This is a genomic window from Cryobacterium mannosilyticum (assembly GCF_004402705.1).
Lineage (GTDB): Bacteria > Actinomycetota > Actinomycetes > Actinomycetales > Microbacteriaceae > Cryobacterium > Cryobacterium mannosilyticum.
On sequence record NZ_SOFM01000038.1, the window covers coordinates 25,463 to 41,635 of the forward strand.

Genomic DNA, 16,173 nt, shown 5'->3' on the forward strand with positions numbered 1-16,173 from the left:
CGCCGCCGCAAGGGCTGGACAGCGACCGTGGAAGGGACTACAGCACATCGGGAGCTACGAAACGGTGGGGCGGAGCCCGGTCGAAACCGGACTCCGCCCCGCGCGTGCCGAGCTACGGCGGGTCAGACAGCGTCGAGTGCGTAGCCCTCTTCGCCGTGAACGATGGTGTCGACTCCGGCGACCTCGTCTTCGTTGTTGATCCGGAAGCCGATCGTCTTCTGGATGACCCAGCCGATGGCGTAGGCCATCACGAACGAGAAGATCGCGATTCCGAAGGCGGCCAGCGCCTGCACACCGAGCTGCTTCAGGCTGCCCGTGTCGAGGAGGCCGATGCCGGAACCGAAGATGCCGATGAACAGCGTCCCGATCATGCCGCCGATGAGGTGGATGCCCACCACGTCGAGCGAGTCGTCGAAGCCCCATTTGAACTTGAGGTCGATGGCGACAGCGCAGACCGCGCCGACCAGCACGCCGAGCACGATCGCCCAGCCGGGGGTGAGGATGTTACAGGCCGGGGTCACGGCGACCAGGCCGGCGACGGCACCGGACGCGGCACCGATCGACGTGGGCTTGCCGTCCTTGATCTTCTCGACGATCAGCCAGCCGAGGATTCCGGCGGCGGGCGCGGCGAGCGTGTTCACCCAGGCGAGGGCGGCGATTCCGTCGACGGCGGCTTCCGAGCCGGCGTTGAAGCCGAACCAGCCGAACCAGAGGAGAGCGGCGCCCAGCAGCGTCAGCGGAACGTTGTGCGGCTTGGAGATGCCCTTCTTGAAGCCGACCCGCTTACCGAGGACCAGTGCGAGGGCCAGCCCGGCGGCGCCGGCGTTGATGTGCACCGCGGTGCCACCGGCGAAGTCGTTGACCCCGAGTGCGGCCGGAGCCCAGCCGTCGGCGAGGTTGAACACCCAGTAGGCGACCGGGAAGTAGACCAGCGTCGACCAGACGGCGGCGAAGATCAGCCAGGCGCCGAACTTCGCCCGGTCGGCGATCGCGCCGGAGATCAGGGCGACGGTGATGATGGCGAAGGTCGCCTGGAAGCCCGCGAAGGCGAGACCGTTGAGGTCCGGCGCCAGAGCGCCGTCCTTGCCTGCGCCGAGCAGCCCGCTCAGACCGAGCAGCGACGACGGGTTGCCCAGAAAGCCGGGGATGAGCGCAGGCCCGAACGCCAGGCCGTACCCGTAGAGCACCCAGAGCACGCCGACGACGCCCATGGCGCCGAAGCTCATCATCATCATGCTGATGACGCTCTTCGCCTTGACCATGCCGCCGTAGAAGAACGCGACTCCGGGCGTCATCAGCAGCACCAGGGCCGCAGCGACGAGCAACCACAGGGAATTGAGGTTCAGGGTCAGTTCGTCCGTTGTGGCGTTCGCCAGGACTGACAGTTCAACCATGGGGATGGTTACCTCTCTCTAACTAAGGATCGCCGTCGACGTGCACAGGGTGAGCAGTTGATCGTGTCTCGGCGGGTACAAGAGTTAGTTTGGAACTGCCACGTTTCGGCGAATGCGCGCGGACGTTTCGGCCACGTTACGCGGTCGGCGAACGTGTTAACATCGCGTTTCAGACCCGCCCGGCCAGCGGAGACGGGCCCAGGCGCCGATCAGTCGTGCGGCGGGAGCTCCCCCGTGGTCAGCGCCACGAGGCGCGACTGGGAACGCTGGTACTTCTTGCGGTACCCGCCGGACAGCATCTCGTCGTCGAAGATCTCGTTGAGCGGCTGGCCGCTGGCGATGATCGGGATCTCCGCGTCGTAGACCCGGTCGATGAAGGCCACCAGGCGCAGGGCATCCGTCTGGTCGGTCAGAAGGTAGGCGTCGGTGAGCACGATCACGTCGATGCCGTCGATGATCTTGATGTACTTCGACGGATGCACCGTGCTCAGATGCCGGATCACGGCGCCGAAATCGTCGAGGGTGACGGTCGAGCCCCGCTCCACGAGCGCGCCGACCAGGTGCTCGAGCACCTCCACGGGCACGGCGATCGCGTGGCCCTCGATGTCACGCCGGCGGTAGTCGAGGCCGTCGATCCGCACGATCTCGAAGTTCGCCGACATCGCCTGGATCTCCCGGAGGAAGTCGATCGCCGCGAAACGGCCCTCGCCCAGGGAATTCGGTGGGGTGTTCGAGGTGGCGGCGACCCGGGTCCCCGACGCGACGAGTTCCGCGAGCAACCGGGTCATCAGCATCGTATCGCCCGGGTCGTCGAGCTCGAATTCGTCGATGCAGATCAGGCGGGCGCCGGAGAGCTGCTTGACTGTGGCCGCGTAGCCGAGGGCGCCGACCAGCGCCGTGTACTCGATGAAGGTGCCGAAGTACTTGGGTCCGGGAGCCGCGTGCCAGAGCGCGGCGAGGAGGTGCGTCTTACCCACTCCGAAGCCGCCGTCGAGGTAGATGCCGGGAAGCTCAGGTTTGGGCTTGCGGGTGCGGGAGAAGAATCCGCTCGGACGCTGGGGCAGCCATGCGCCGGCGAAGGCGTTCAGCCGTTCGACGGCCGCCCACTGCGACGGAAAGTCGAGGTCCGGCCGGTAGGAGTCGAAGGAGGCGTGCTCGAACTGGGGCGGCGGGACCAGCTCGGCGACGATTTCGGCTCCGGTGATGCTGGGGGAACGATCGATCAGCCGAGGCTGACGGCGAGGCGCCTCTGGAGCCATGGTGGAACACCCGCGTTTCTGTGTCGATTGGTGGGACACGCCCCGGGGTCATCACGTGACCGGCCGGATGCGTTCGCCGCCCACACCGCGTAGATTCGAAGAGCGGGCGGTGACCAGCCTAAACCGCAGCCAAATCAATCCTGTGTCGTTCCGACGCTCCCCGGAGGTAATTCCCATGTTCGTCGCACTCGATCCGGCCCCCAAATTCGCCGCCTACGCCCATCCCGAGCGCCTGGTGTCCACCGAGTGGCTGCAGGCGCACCTCGGCGATCCCGGCCTCGTCGTGGTGGAGACCGACGAGGACGTGCTGCTCTACGAGACCGGGCACATCCCCGGCGCCGTCAAGATCGACTGGCACACCGACCTCAACGACCCGGTGGAACGGGACTTCGTCGACAGCGCCGCGTTCGCCGCCGTGCTCGGCTCCAAGGGGATCGCACGGGACACGACGGTCATCATCTACGGCGATAAGAACAACTGGTGGGCCGCCTACGCCCTGTGGGTGTTCACCCTCTTCGGGCACTCCGATGTGCGCCTGGTCGACGGCGGCCGCGACAAGTGGATCGCCGAGGGACGGGAGACCACGACCGCCGCCAGCCAGGTGACCGCTGTCGGCTACCCGGTCGTCCCCCGCAATGACGCACCGATCCGCGCCTTCAAGGACGACGTGCTCGCCCATTTCGGCAATCCGCTGATCGACGTGCGGTCGCCGGAGGAATACACCGGGGAGCGCACGCACATGCCGGCCTATCCGGAGGAGGGCGCCCTCCGCGGCGGCCACATCCCGTCGGCGGCGTCGGTGCCGTGGGCCCGTGCCGCCGCACCGGATGCGACCTTCCGAACCCGCGAAGAGCTCGACGCCATCTACCGCGGAGAGGCCGGCCTCTCCGACGGCGACAGAGTGATCGCCTACTGCCGGATCGGGGAACGCTCCAGCCACACCTGGTTCGTGCTCACCCACCTGCTCGGTTTCGAGGGCGTGCGCAACTACGACGGCTCCTGGACCGAATGGGGCAACGCCGTGCACGTGCCGATCGCGCTTGGCGCGGAGCCGGGCGCCGCCCCGCTCCCCCGCTGACCGTTTGCCACCTGTTGCCCCCGGTTCAGCCGCGTACGCGCCGCCCTTCAGCGGCGCGTGGCAGAATACCTCCGATGACTTCCACCGAATTGCCCGCGAAACTGGCTGAGATCCGCGACGACTTCCTCGCCCTCGAGCAGCCCGACCGCCTGCTGCTCCTGCTCGAGTTCGCGGGCGAGTTGCCGGCGCTCCCCGCTCGCTACGAGGAGCATCCCGACCTGCTGGAACGGGTCGTCGAGTGCCAGTCTCCCGTGTTCATGTTCGTCGAGGTCGATGACGACGCCCGCGGGTCGGTGCACCTGTACGCGACCGCGCCCCGGGAATCGCCGACCACCAGGGGGTTCGCGTCCATTCTCGCCCAGGGTCTCGACGGTCTCAGTACCGAGGAGGTGCTTGCCGTTCCCGACGACTACCCCAATTCGATCGGCCTGACCAAGGCGGTGTCGCCGCTGCGGATCCGCGGGATGACGGCGATGCTCGCCCGCACGAAGCGACGGCTCCGTGCGAGTGCCGTCTGAACGCGAGCGTCGTCCGAACGCGAGCGCCGTCTGAACGCGAGCGCCGTCCGAGGTGCCGGTGTGCTCGGAGGCGTCCGCCGGGGTCACCTGGCCGGGAGTGCGGCCAACCAGTTCGTGATGGCCTGGTTCCAGCTCTCCCGGTCGTAGTTCCACAGCTTGGTGTGGCGGGCGACCGTGAACGGCAGGAAGGTGACGATGTCGGGTCGGCGCACCGCCAGCGCCCGGGAACCGGTCGCCGGCACATAACCGTCGTCGTCGCTGTGCATGAGCAGGACCGGCAGGTCGAGTTCGCCCGCCCGCGACACGAAGTCCAGCCGGCCGAAGTCGATCGGGGCGCCCTGCCCGGTGATCCGCCCGCCCCAGCGCCGGCCGAGCACCTGCATCGCGCCGCTGGACACCATCCCGGGCAAGCCCAGGCTTTCGCCCTGGTAGGCGACGACATCGGCCCAGTCGATCACGGGCGAGTCCAGCACGATCCCGACGACCAGTTCGCGGAGTCGTGACCGGGTGGCCGCCTGCAGGACGATGGCACCACCCATCGACCACCCCATCAGCACGATCTCGGTTGCCCCGCGGCTCGCGGCGAACGCCATGGCCGCCTCGGCATCCTGCCATTCGGTGTCTCCCAGGCCGTAGCGCCCGTCCGCGCTCTCCGGGGCTTCACCGTCGTTCCGGTAGGAAATGAGAAGGGAGGTGAAGCCCGCGTCCCGGAAAACCGGTACGGCACGCAGCGTCTCCTGCCGGCGCACGCCGCGGCCGTGCACCTGGATCACCCAGCGCCCGCCGGGCATCGCGGCCGGGATCAGCCAGGCCGGGGCATCCCCGCCCCTGGTGGGTACGAGCAGGTCCTCGTAGTCGACCGCGAGGTCCCAGGGACCCAGGAAGGAGTAGCCGCCGAGGCGGCCGCGCCGCGCCGCGGCCAGGTCACCGTAGTCGACCCGCAGGATGCGCCGGGTCACCGCGTCCGGCGTGCTGCGGAGGACCTCCCCCAGGTGCGCATGCCCGCGGTCGCCGGAAAACCAGAAGCTGTAGTCGCCCTGGAGCACGGAGTCGGGTGTGGGCTGCAACGTGATCGTGCCGGCCGCGATGTCGACGGACTCAACCCGCACATCGTCGGCGCGTTTCGTCGACGGGGTGACGATCCGGCGCGCCATCACGCCGGACAGCACGCTCGCCGCCAGGGCGGCGACGGCCAGCACCGCGACACCGATCAGCCCGGTCACCGCTGCAATCCGCGCCGGTTGTGCGCCTCGTTCGAACCGTCTGCCCACCCGCTACCTCCTGCTGCCCGGCGTGCCTCGCGTGCGGCACCCTGAAAAAACTCTAGTCTGCAGTCGTGCCCGAAACACTGGAACCGCTCCCGCCGGAGTTCGCCGCAGCCCTCGAGGCCGTCCGCCGTGCCCAGTCCCGGGTCGAACTGATCGTGAACGAGATCTCCGCGCCCGGCAACCTCGCCCCGCACGCCGTGGCGCTCTCCGCCGACATCACGCCGAGCCGGCATGGCGGAAACTCCGATTTCGGCACCGGCCGCTTCATCCTGCTCTACGACCCCGACGAGCCGGAGGCGTGGGGTGGGGCCTTCCGCGTCGTCTGTTTCGCGCAGGCCCCGCTCGAAACGGACATCGGCCTCGACCCTTTCCTGGCCGAGGTCGCCTGGGCCTGGCTGGTCGACGCGCTCGACGCGCACGGCGCCCGATATACCGCTGCATCAGGGACTGCGACTAAGATCATCTCGTCAGGCTTCGGCGAACTTGCCAAGCAGGGCGATGGCGCACAGATAGAGTTGCGAGCTTCGTGGACACCGCTGGACCACAATCTCACCGCCCACGTCGAAGGATGGGGTGAACTGCTCTGCATGCTCGCCGGTCTTCCACCCACTGGCGAAGGAGTCAGCATGTTGTCCACACGCCGAACCGGACGTGGTTGATCACCACGTGATCGACACGCGGGAAGCCTACTTGACGGCGACCGCGGCGATTGTGGGCGGCACCGGCCCGATCGGCGTTGACGCCGAGCGGGCCTCCGGGTTCACCTATTCGCAGCGCGCGTACCTGATCCAGGTCTACCGTCGCGGCGCGGGCACGTTCCTGTTCGACCCACCGGCGATCGGCGACTTCCACGAGCTGAACGATGCCCTCGTCGAGGAGGAATGGATCTTCCATGCGGCCAGCCAGGACCTGGCCTGCCTGCGCGAAGTCGGCCTCGACCCGGCACGGATCTTCGACACCGAACTCGCCGCTCGCCTGCTCGGCCTGCCCAGGGTCGGTCTCGGCACCGTCGTCGAGGAACTGCTCGGCATCCACCTGGCCAAGGAACACTCGGCGGCCAACTGGTCGACCCGCCCGCTGCCCGAGGCCTGGCTCGTCTACGGTGCGCTCGACGTCGAGTTGCTGCCGGATCTGCGCGACCGGATGGTCGAGATGCTCGTAGCAGACCAGAAGACCGTCATCGCCGAGCAGGAGTTCGCCGCGGTGCTGACCCGCGACCCGAAGCCCGCAAGCGCCGAACCGTGGCGACGGCTTTCCGGCGTGCACTCGCTCCGGGCCCAGCGCAACCTGGCCGTGGCCCGTGAGCTCTGGCTCGCCCGGGACCGGCTGGCCCAGGCCATCGATGTCTCACCGGGCCGGCTCGTGCCGGATGCGTCCCTCCTCGCCGCGGCCCGGACGCTGCCGGCGACCCGGCAGGCCCTCGCCGACCTCCGCGAATTCAGCGGACGGGCGAGCCGCAGCGAACTCGACCGCTGGTGGGCCGCCATCCAGGCCGGCCTGGCCACGACCGATCTGCCCTCACTCCGGGCCACCGGGGATGCCCTGCCCCCGCCACGAGCCTGGGCCGACCGCAATCCCGAGGCCGATCTGCGTTTCAAGGCCGCGCGTGCGGTGCTCGCCGTGATCTCCGACGAGTTCGCGATCCCCCTGGAGAACCTGGTGACACCCGATTATGTGCGCCGGATGGCGTGGACTCCGCCGGAACGGATCGACTCCGAATCAGTTGGCGAGGCCCTCGCCGCCCTCGGCGCCCGGGCCTGGCAGATTGACCTGACCGCACAACGAATAGCCGATGCCTTTGTCGAGGTCCACCAAACGATCGACGCGGCCTCGGAAGAGGATTCGTAGGAACCGTCCAACGATTCTTCCGCCCCAGGGTGTCACCTTAGGATCGACCGACACCCGTTGGATTGATGGAGGCAAAGTGGCCGATAGAGCAGAAGTCGTCTTCGTGGACGGGGTTCGCACCCCGTTCGGGAGAGCCGGCGAAAAGGGAATGTACTGGAACACCCGGGCCGACGACCTGGTGGTCAAGGCCATGATCGGGCTGTTGGAACGCAACCCGGCTGTGCCCGGGGAACGGATCGATGAGGTCGCCATCGCGGCCACCACCCAGACCGGCGACCAGGGCCTCACCCTCGGTCGCACGGCGGCACTGCTCTCCGGGCTGCCGAAGTCGGTGCCGGGATTCGCGATCGACCGGATGTGCGCTGGCGCCATGACCGCCGTCACCACTCTCGGTGCGGGGATCGGCTTCGGCGCCTACGACCTGGCCATCGCCGGCGGCGTCGAGCACATGGGGCGCCACCCGATGGGTTCCGGCGTCGACCCGAACCCGCGCTTCCTGTCGGAGCGCCTCGTCAGCGAGGACGCCCTCAACATGGGCGCCACGGCCGAGCGCATCCACGACCGGTTCCCGTCGTACACCAAGGAACGCTCCGACCGCTTCGCGCTGCGCAGCCAGCAGAAGGTCGCCGCGGCCTACGCCGCCGAGAAGATCCAGCCCGACCTCATCCCCGTGGCCATCCGCAGCGACGCCGGCTGGGGACTGGCGACCAGGGACGAGGCACCGCGCCCTGAAACCACCCTCGAGGGACTGGCCACGCTCAAGACCCCCTTCCGTCCCTTCGGCCGGGTCACCGCCGGCAACGCGTCCGGCCTCAACGACGGCGCCAGCGCCTGCCTCCTCGCCAGCGGCAAGGCTGCCAAGGAACTCGGCCTCACGGTCAAGATGAAGCTGGTCAGCTTCGCTTTCGCCGGGGTCGAGCCTGAGGTCATGGGCCTCGGACCGGTGCCGTCGACGGAGAAGGCCCTGCGCAAGGCGGGCCTCAGCATCACCGACATCGGCCTCTTCGAACTCAATGAGGCCTTCGCCGTGCAGGTCATCTCGTTCCTGGACCACTTCGGCATCGACGACGACGACCCGCGGGTCAACGAGTACGGCGGCGCGATCGCGATCGGCCACCCCCTCGCATCCTCCGGGGTGCGCCTGATGAACCAGCTTGCCCGCCAGTTCAGCGAACACCCCGAGGTGCGCTACGGCCTGACCGCCATGTGCATCGGCCTCGGCCAGGGCGGCACCGTGATTTGGGAGAACCCACACTTCAACCGAAAGGCCAAGTAAACGATGAGCGACTACTCCGCACTCGATTTCTCCCCGCTGGTCGCCCTGTCGGCCGACGAGGTCGTCACGCATTCCTTCGTTCGGGATGTCCCCCTCTCCCACGGCCGCGTGCTCGCCCTGGTCACGCTCGACAACGGCCGGGACCACACCCGCCCGAACACCCTCGGCCCGGTCACCCTGCTCGAATTCGCCGCCACCATGGATGCGCTGAAGGCGCGGGCGGCACGCGGGGAGATCCACGGCGTTGCAGTCACCGGCAAGCCGTTCATCCTCGCTGCGGGCGCCGACCTGAGCAAGGTCAGCGAGATCCCGTCCCTGGAGACCGGCAAGCTCCTCGCCCAGCTCGGCCACCACGCCCTAGGCAAGCAGTCGGAAATGGGCGTGCCGTCCTTCGTCTTCATCAACGGGCTCGCGCTCGGCGGAGGGCTCGAGATCGCCCTGAACGCCGATTACCGCACCGTGGACGCCTCCGTGCCTGCGATCGCGCTGCCGGAGGTATCCCTCGGGCTGATTCCCGGCTGGGGTGGCTCCTACCTCCTACCGAACCTGATCGGAATCGAGAACGCCCTCAAGGTGATCATCGAGAACCCGCTCAAGAACCGGGTGCTCAAGGCCGCGGATGCCCTCGAACTCGGAATCGCGGACGTCCTGTTCGCCTCGGCTTCCTTCCTCGAGAACTCCATCGCCTGGGCCGAGAAGGTCATTGCGGGGACCGAGACCGTGGCCAGGCCCAATCTGCCGGGCAAGATCGAGCGCCTCGTGAAGTGGGACGCCGCCGTGGGAATCGCCCGCCGGATGCTCGAAAACCGGATCGGCACCGTCGCCATGTCGCCCTACGTCGCGCTCGACCTGCTGAAGGCCGCGAAGAGCGGCACCCGCCAGGAAGGCTTCGAACGAGAGGACGACTCACTCGCCGGCCTCATCTCGGGCGACCAGTTGCAGGCGAGCATCTACGCGTTCAACCTGGTGCAGAAACGCGCCAAGCGTCCAGCCGGCGCCCCGGACAAGGCACTGGCCCGCCCCATCACGAAGGTCGGCGTCATCGGCGCCGGGCTGATGGCCAGCCAGTTCGCCCTCCTCTTCGTTCGCAGGCTGCGCGTCCCCGTCGTGATCACCGACCTCGACCAGGCCAGGGTCGACAAGGGCGTCGCCTACATCCACGACGAGATCCTCGCCCTGGAGAACAAGAAACGGATCACCTCCGACGAGGCGAACCGGCTCCGCGCGCTGGTCACCGGGACCACCGACAAGGCGCAGTTCGCCGACGCCGACTGGGTGATCGAGGCCGTCTTCGAGGAGCTGGGCGTCAAGCAGGATGTCTTCGCCGAGATCGAGAAGCACATCGCCCCCGACGCCATCCTCGCCACCAACACGTCGTCGCTCTCGGTCGAGCAGATCGGTGCGAAACTCGCCCACCCCGAACGACTGGTCGGCTTCCACTTCTTCAACCCCGTCGCCGTCATGCCCCTGATCGAGGTGGTGAACACCCCGCAGACCAACGACGTCACCCTGTCCACGGCGATGGTCGTCGCGGGCAAGCTGAAGAAGAACGCGGTGATCACCCGGGACACCCCAGGGTTCGTCGTCAACCGGATTCTGGCCAAGGTGCTCGGCGAAGCGATGCACGCCGTCGACACCGGCACCCCGTTCGACGTCGTCTCCGAAGCGATCGCACCGTTCGGACTTCCGATGACACCGTTCGAGCTGCTGGAACTGGTTGGCCTCAAGGTGGGAGCGCACGTCCTGGACACCCACCACGCCGCGTTCCCCGACCGGTTCTTCGAGAGCGAGAACCTGCACAAGCTCGCCGAGCACGGCAAGCTCCTCGAGCGGGACGCCAAGGGCAAGATCAAGGGCTACGACAAGGCGGCCCTGAAGATCGTCGCCGGCGGCACCACCCCGATGACGGCCACGGATCTCCAGCGCCGGTTCGAAGACGGCCTCGCCGACGAGATCAAGCGGATGCTGGACGACGACGTGGTGCACGCGGCCGAGGACATCGACCTGTGCATGATCCTCGGCGCGGGCTACCCGTTCCAGATGGGCGGGGTCACCCCCTACCTCGACCGGGTCGGCGCGAGCGAACGGGTCTTCGGCGGCACGTTCCACACTCCCCCGATCCGCGGCGTCGGAGCGGTTCCGGCCCTGGCCGGCGCGGCCGAGTAACGCGGTAACCATCCGGCAACGGTGGTGGAGCCGGTCGAGACCCGGTCTCGTCCGGCTCCACCACCGGAGCCGCGGCTATCGGTTGACCGGCGACATGTCCGCGAAACGGTCGCCGACAGGCGCGTCGATCGCGCCGAGGGCGGCAAGCCGGTCTGCGCTGAGCCGATGCGCATCCGCCGCCCTGTTATCCTCGAGCCGGCTGACCCGCTTGGTGCCGGGAATCGGCGCGATGTCGTCACCCTGCGCGAGCAGCCAGGCCAGGCGGTGTCGAAGAAGGTGACCCCGAGGCCGATGGCACGGTGGATGGTACGGATCGACTCGGCGGCGTCGTGCCGTTGCAGCAGTTCGAGGCGGTCCGCGCCGGTCAGTCCTTCTGGGCGCGGTTGGCCGTGACCCCGCCGGTGTCGGTGTGGTCGGCCGGCAGGGCCCTGGCGTGCGGGATCTTGCTGCCGAGCACCATGGCGACCACGTCGCGGGCGATGTGCTGCGGGGTCAGGCCCACCTGCTCGAGGATCTCCGCCCGGGTGCCGTGGTCGAGGAACTCGTCGGGCAGACCCAGCTCGGTGACCGCGGTGTCCACGCCGGCCTCTCGCAGGTCCTGACGGATCCGGGTGCCGATGCCGCCGACACGGATGCCGTCCTCGATGGTGACGACGATCCGGTGCTCGGCCGCCAGCGCGATGATGCTCCGCGGCACCGGCACCACCCAGCGCGGGTCGACGACGGTGGCGCCGATCCCCTGCGCGGCGAGGCGCTGCGCCACATCGAGGCCAATCCCGGCCATCGGTCCCACCGTGACGATGAGCACATCCTTCTGGCTGGATTCCAGCAGCACGTCCACCCCATCGTCGAGACGGCGGATGGCGTCGAATTCGACCCCCGTGCTGCCCTTGGGGAAACGCAGCACGGTCGGTCCGTCGTCGATCTTGACGGCCTCCTCGAGTTCCTCCCGCAGCCGGATCGAGTCCCGGGGCGCGGCGAGACGGATGCCCGGCACGACCTGCAGGATGGCCAGGTCCCAGATCCCGTGGTGGCTCGGACCGTCCGGACCGGTGACGCCGGCCCGGTCGAGCACGAAGGTGACGCCGGCCTTGTGCAGCGCGACATCCATCAGCACCTGGTCGAATGCCCGGTTGATGAAGGTGGCGTACAGCGCGACGACCGGGTGCAGGCCGCCGAAGGCGAGACCGGCCGCGCTGGTCACGGCGTGCTGCTCGGCGATCCCGACGTCGTGGACGCGGTCGGGGAAGCGTTCGGCCATCTTGTGCAGTCCGGTGGGGCGGAGCATCGCGGCGGTGATGCCGACGATCTTCTCGTCGAGGGTGGCGAGGCGGAGGAGCTCGTCGGCGAAGACGGAGGTCCACGACGGCGCACCGGCCGACTCGATCGATTCGCCGGTCTCCGGGTCGATCTGGCCCACGGCGTGGAACTGGTCCGCCTCATCCTGCATGGCCGGGTTGTAGCCCTTGCCCTTCTGGGTGATCGTGTGCACGATCACCGGGGCGCCGTAGCCCTTGGCCTGGCGCAGCGCCTCGAGCATGGCCACCATGTCGTGGCCGTCGACCGGTCCGATGTACTTGATGTCGAGGTTCGAGTACAGCGCCTCGTTGTTGCTGACACGGGCGAGGAAGCCGTGCAAACCGCCGCGAACGCCGCGGAAGAACGCCCGCGCGGGGGCCCCCATGTGGTCGAAGGCCTGGCGGCTGGTCAGGTAGGCGGCCCGGTAGCTCCTCCGGGTGCGCACGGTGTTGAGGAACCGGGCCATGCCGCCGATGGTGGGCGCGTAGGAGCGGCCGTTGTCGTTGACGACGATGATCAGGCGGCGGGTGTTGTCGTCGCTGATGTTGTTGAGGGCTTCCCAGGTCATTCCGCCGGTGAGGGAGCCGTCGCCGACCACGGCGATCACGTGGCGGTCGCTCTGCCCGGTCATCTCGAAGGCGCGGGAGATCCCGTCGGCCCAGGACAGCGAGCTGGAGGCGTGAGAGCTCTCGACGATGTCGTGCACCGACTCCGAACGCTGCGGGTAGCCCGCGAGGCCACCACGCTGCCGCAGCTTGCTGAAGTCCTGCCGCCCGGTCAACATTTTGTGCACGTAGGTCTGGTGGCCGGTGTCGAAGACGATCGCGTCGCGCGGCGACTCGAAGACCCGGTGGATGGCGATCGTCATCTCGACGACTCCGAGGTTGGGTCCCAGGTGCCCACCGGTCTTGGCGACCTCGCTGACCAGGAACGCCCGCACTTCGGCTGCCAGGTCGATGAGTTGCTGGTTCGAGAGACGATCGAGATCGCGGGGACCGGAAATTGTCTCCAGAAGGCCCATCAAGAACACCTTTCACGTTGGCCGGCACCGAAGGAAACCGGCGCGTAGATACGGTCATACCGAGTCTACGCGCCGGTTTGGGAGCCAGCCGGGAGTTACTCGGAGACGAGCGACCGCAGCACGTACTGCAGGATGCCGCCGTTGCGGTAGTAGTCGGCCTCGCCCGGCGTGTCGATGCGCACGACCGCGTCGAACTCGACGGTCTCCTTGCCGGGCGCCGAGTCGGCGCTCGGCGTGGCGGTCACGTGGACCGTCTTCGGGGTGGTTCCGCGGTTGAGCTCCTCGATGCCCGCGATCGAGACGACCTCGGTGCCGTCCAGGCCGAGCGAGGCCCAGCTTTCGCCGGCCGGGAACTGCAGCGGCACGACGCCCATCCCGATCAGGTTCGAACGGTGGATCCGTTCGAAGCTCTCGGTGATGACGGCCTTCACGCCGAGCAGGCTGGTTCCCTTGGCTGCCCAGTCGCGGGACGAGCCGGAGCCGTATTCCTTGCCGCCGAAGATGACGAGCGGCGTGCCGGCGGCCTGGTAGTTCTGGCTCGCGTCGTAGATGAACGCCTGCGGGCCGCCGTCGACGGTGAAGTCGCGAGTGTAGCCGCCCTCGACGTCCTCGAGCAGCTGGTTGCGGAGACGGATGTTCGCGAAGGTTCCACGGATCATGATCTCGTGGTTGCCGCGGCGCGACCCGTAGGAGTTGAAGTCGCCGCGGGCGACGCCGTGCTCGACCAGGTACTGGCCGGCGGGGCTGTCGGCCTTGATGTTGCCGGCGGGGCTGATGTGGTCGGTCGTGACGGAGTCGCCGAGCTTGGCGAGCACCCGGGCGCCGGTGATGTCGCTGACCGGGCTGGTCTCCAGCGTCATCCCGTCGAAGTACGGGGGCTTCCGCACGTAGGTCGATTCGGGGTCCCATTCGAAGACCTCGCTGTCGGGCGTCGGCAGTGACCGCCAGCGCTCGTCGCCCTCGAAGACCTCGCCGTATTCCTTGGTGAACATGGCGGTGTCGATCGAGCTGTCGATCGTGGCCTGGACCTCGGCCGAGTCGGGCCAGATGTCCTTGAGGAACACGTCGTTGCCGTCCAGGTCGGTGCCGAGGGCATCCGTCTCGAAGTCGAAGTTCATCGACCCGGCGAGGGCGTAGGCGATGACCAGGGGCGGGCTGGCGAGGTAGTTCATCTTCACGTCGGGGCTGATCCGGCCCTCGAAGTTGCGGTTGCCCGAGAGCACGGCGGTGACGGCCAGGTCGTTGTCGTTGATCGCGGCGGAGACCTCCTCGATCAGCGGGCCGGTGTTGCCGATGCAGACCGTGCAGCCGTAGCCCACGGTGTAGAAGCCGAGGGCCTCGAGGTCGCCGGTGAGGCCGGCCTTCGCGTAGTAGTCGGTGACGACCTTGGAGCCCGGCGCGAGGGTGGTCTTGACCCACGGCTTGCTCTTGAGCCCCTTCTTGACGGCGTTGCGGGCGAGCAGGCCGGCCGCGAGCATGACGGACGGGTTGGAGGTGTTCGTGCACGACGTGATGGCGGCGACCGCGACGGCGCCGTGGTCGAGGGTGTAGCTGGCACCGTCGGCGGTCCTGATCGGGACGGGGCTCGACACCGATACCGGGGCGTGGCTGACGTGGCTGTGCGAGAACTGGTGGGCGCTCGACTCGTCCTGGGCGGTGAACCCGATCGGGTCGGATGCCGGGAAGGTCCCTTCGACGGCGGCATCGACCCGGGACAGGTCCTGGGTGGCGTAGCTCTGCAGGTCCAGCTCGAACTGCTCCTGGGCGCGGCTGAGCTCGACCCGGTCCTGCGGGCGCTTCGGGCCGGCGATCGAGGGGACGACGGTGCCGAGGTCGATTTCCAGGTACTCGCTGAAGACGGGTTCCTGGCTCGCGTCGTGCCACAGCCCCTGCAGCTTCGCGTAGGCCTCGACCAGGGCGACCTGCTCCTCGCTGCGGCCGGTGAGCCGCAGGTAGCCGAGGGTGACGTCGTCGATCGGGAACATGGCCGCGGTGGAGCCGAACTCGGGACTCATGTTGCCGATCGTGGCGCGGTTGGCCAGCGGCACCTGGGCGACGCCCTCGCCGTAGAATTCGACGAACTTGCCGACCACGCCGTGCTTGCGGAGCATCTGGGTGATGGTGAGCACGACATCCGTCGCGGTGACGCCGGCCGGGATGGATCCGGTGAGCTTGAAGCCGACGACCTTGGGGATGAGCATGGAGACGGGCTGGCCGAGCATGGCCGCCTCGGCCTCGATGCCGCCGACGCCCCAGCCGAGCACGCCGAGGCCGTTGACCATGGTGGTGTGCGAGTCGGTGCCGACGCAGGTGTCGGGGTAGGCCTGCAGCACGCCCTTGACCTCCCGGGTCATCGTCACGCGGGCGAGGTATTCAATGTTGACCTGGTGCACGATGCCGGTTCCCGGCGGGACGACCTTGAAGTCGTCGAAGGCGGTCTGGCCCCAGCGGAGGAACTGGTAGCGCTCACCGTTGCGCTGGTACTCGATCTCGACGTTGCGTTCGAGGGCGTTCTCGCTGCCGAAGAGGTCGGCGATGACGGAGTGGTCGATGACGAGCTCGGCCGGGGCGAGCGGGTTGATCTTCCTCGCGTCGCCGCCGAGTTCGGCGACGGCCTCGCGCATGGTGGCGAGGTCGACGATGCAGGGCACGCCGGTGAAGTCCTGCATGATCACGCGGGCCGGGGTGAACTGGATTTCCGTGTCGGGCTCGGCGGTCGGTTTCCACGCACCGAGGGCGCGGATGTGGTCTTCGGTGATGTTGGCGCCGTCTTCGGTGCGGAGAAGGTTCTCCAGCAGCACCTTCAGGCTGAACGGCAGTTTCTGGTAGCCCTCGACCGCATCGAGTCGAAAGACCTCATAGTCCGTCGAACCGACCCGCAGGGTGTCCTTTGCTCCAAAGCTGTTTACTGCAGACACGTTGCCCTCTCCTTCGTGGAAACCGACGGGAAACCGTCCGCAATCCCCAATCCTGACGACCGGACGCCTGCCCCTGCCAGCAAGGGTAACCTAACCAGCGGGCACGGCACCCGGTCGATGCTGTCCGC

Annotated in this window: 11 protein-coding genes; 6 read left to right on the plus strand and 5 right to left on the minus strand. The window is 68.2% G+C overall.

What is annotated here, in order from left to right; all coding sequences use genetic code 11:
• Positions 1-122 precede the first annotated feature (122 nt).
• Both E3O32_RS12305 and zapE read right to left on the minus strand, forming a co-directional pair.
• A complete protein-coding gene (locus E3O32_RS12305) occupies positions 123-1,394 on the minus strand; it encodes an ammonium transporter (protein WP_134509925.1) in 1,272 nt (423 codons plus the stop codon).
• A gap of 209 nt (positions 1,395-1,603) precedes the next feature.
• The gene (zapE, locus tag E3O32_RS12310) at positions 1,604-2,653 is read right to left on the minus strand and encodes a cell division protein ZapE (protein ID WP_134509927.1); all 1,050 of its coding nucleotides are present in this window, start codon (positions 2,651-2,653) and stop codon (positions 1,604-1,606) included.
• 175 nt (positions 2,654-2,828) lie between these two features.
• Between zapE and E3O32_RS12315 the strand changes: the two genes are divergently transcribed.
• A complete protein-coding gene (locus E3O32_RS12315) occupies positions 2,829-3,731 on the plus strand; it encodes a sulfurtransferase (protein WP_134509929.1) in 903 nt (300 codons plus the stop codon).
• Between the two features lie 74 nt (positions 3,732-3,805).
• Positions 3,806-4,249: a SufE family protein gene (locus E3O32_RS12320; RefSeq protein ID WP_134509931.1), complete on the plus strand. Its 444-nt coding sequence runs from the start codon at positions 3,806-3,808 to the stop codon at positions 4,247-4,249.
• 83 nt (positions 4,250-4,332) lie between these two features.
• Here the strand turns inward: E3O32_RS12320 and E3O32_RS12325 are convergent, their stop codons facing one another.
• Positions 4,333-5,472: an alpha/beta hydrolase family protein gene (locus E3O32_RS12325; RefSeq protein ID WP_134509933.1), complete on the minus strand. Its 1,140-nt coding sequence runs from the start codon at positions 5,470-5,472 to the stop codon at positions 4,333-4,335.
• A gap of 113 nt (positions 5,473-5,585) precedes the next feature.
• Between E3O32_RS12325 and E3O32_RS12330 the strand changes: the two genes are divergently transcribed.
• The 4 genes from E3O32_RS12330 to E3O32_RS12345 all read left to right on the plus strand — a co-directional run bounded on the left by E3O32_RS12330 (position 5,586) and on the right by E3O32_RS12345 (position 10,807).
• Positions 5,586-6,176 carry a DUF3000 domain-containing protein gene (locus E3O32_RS12330; protein ID WP_134509935.1) on the plus strand — a complete coding sequence of 197 codons (591 nt, stop codon included), beginning with the start codon at positions 5,586-5,588 and terminating at the stop codon, positions 6,174-6,176.
• Positions 6,169-7,365 carry an HRDC domain-containing protein gene (locus E3O32_RS12335; RefSeq protein WP_134509937.1) on the plus strand — a complete coding sequence of 399 codons (1,197 nt, stop codon included), beginning with the start codon at positions 6,169-6,171 and terminating at the stop codon, positions 7,363-7,365. Before E3O32_RS12330 ends, E3O32_RS12335 begins: the two co-directional genes overlap by 8 nt.
• A gap of 76 nt (positions 7,366-7,441) precedes the next feature.
• On the plus strand, positions 7,442-8,641 hold the full coding sequence (locus E3O32_RS12340; protein WP_134509939.1) for a thiolase family protein: 1,200 nt from the start codon (positions 7,442-7,444) through the stop codon (positions 8,639-8,641).
• Positions 8,642-8,644: 3 nt separating this feature from the next.
• Positions 8,645-10,807, plus strand: a complete 2,163-nt coding sequence (locus tag E3O32_RS12345) for a 3-hydroxyacyl-CoA dehydrogenase NAD-binding domain-containing protein (RefSeq protein ID WP_134509941.1) — start codon at positions 8,645-8,647, stop codon at positions 10,805-10,807.
• A gap of 364 nt (positions 10,808-11,171) precedes the next feature.
• Here E3O32_RS12345 and dxs read toward each other — a convergent pair whose 3' ends face one another.
• Positions 11,172-13,127, minus strand: a complete 1,956-nt coding sequence (gene dxs, locus E3O32_RS12355) for a 1-deoxy-D-xylulose-5-phosphate synthase (protein WP_134509943.1) — start codon at positions 13,125-13,127, stop codon at positions 11,172-11,174.
• A 95-nt stretch (positions 13,128-13,222) separates the two neighbouring features.
• Positions 13,223-16,045 carry an aconitate hydratase gene (locus E3O32_RS12360; RefSeq protein WP_134509945.1) on the minus strand — a complete coding sequence of 941 codons (2,823 nt, stop codon included), beginning with the start codon at positions 16,043-16,045 and terminating at the stop codon, positions 13,223-13,225.
• Positions 16,046-16,173 lie beyond the last annotated feature (128 nt).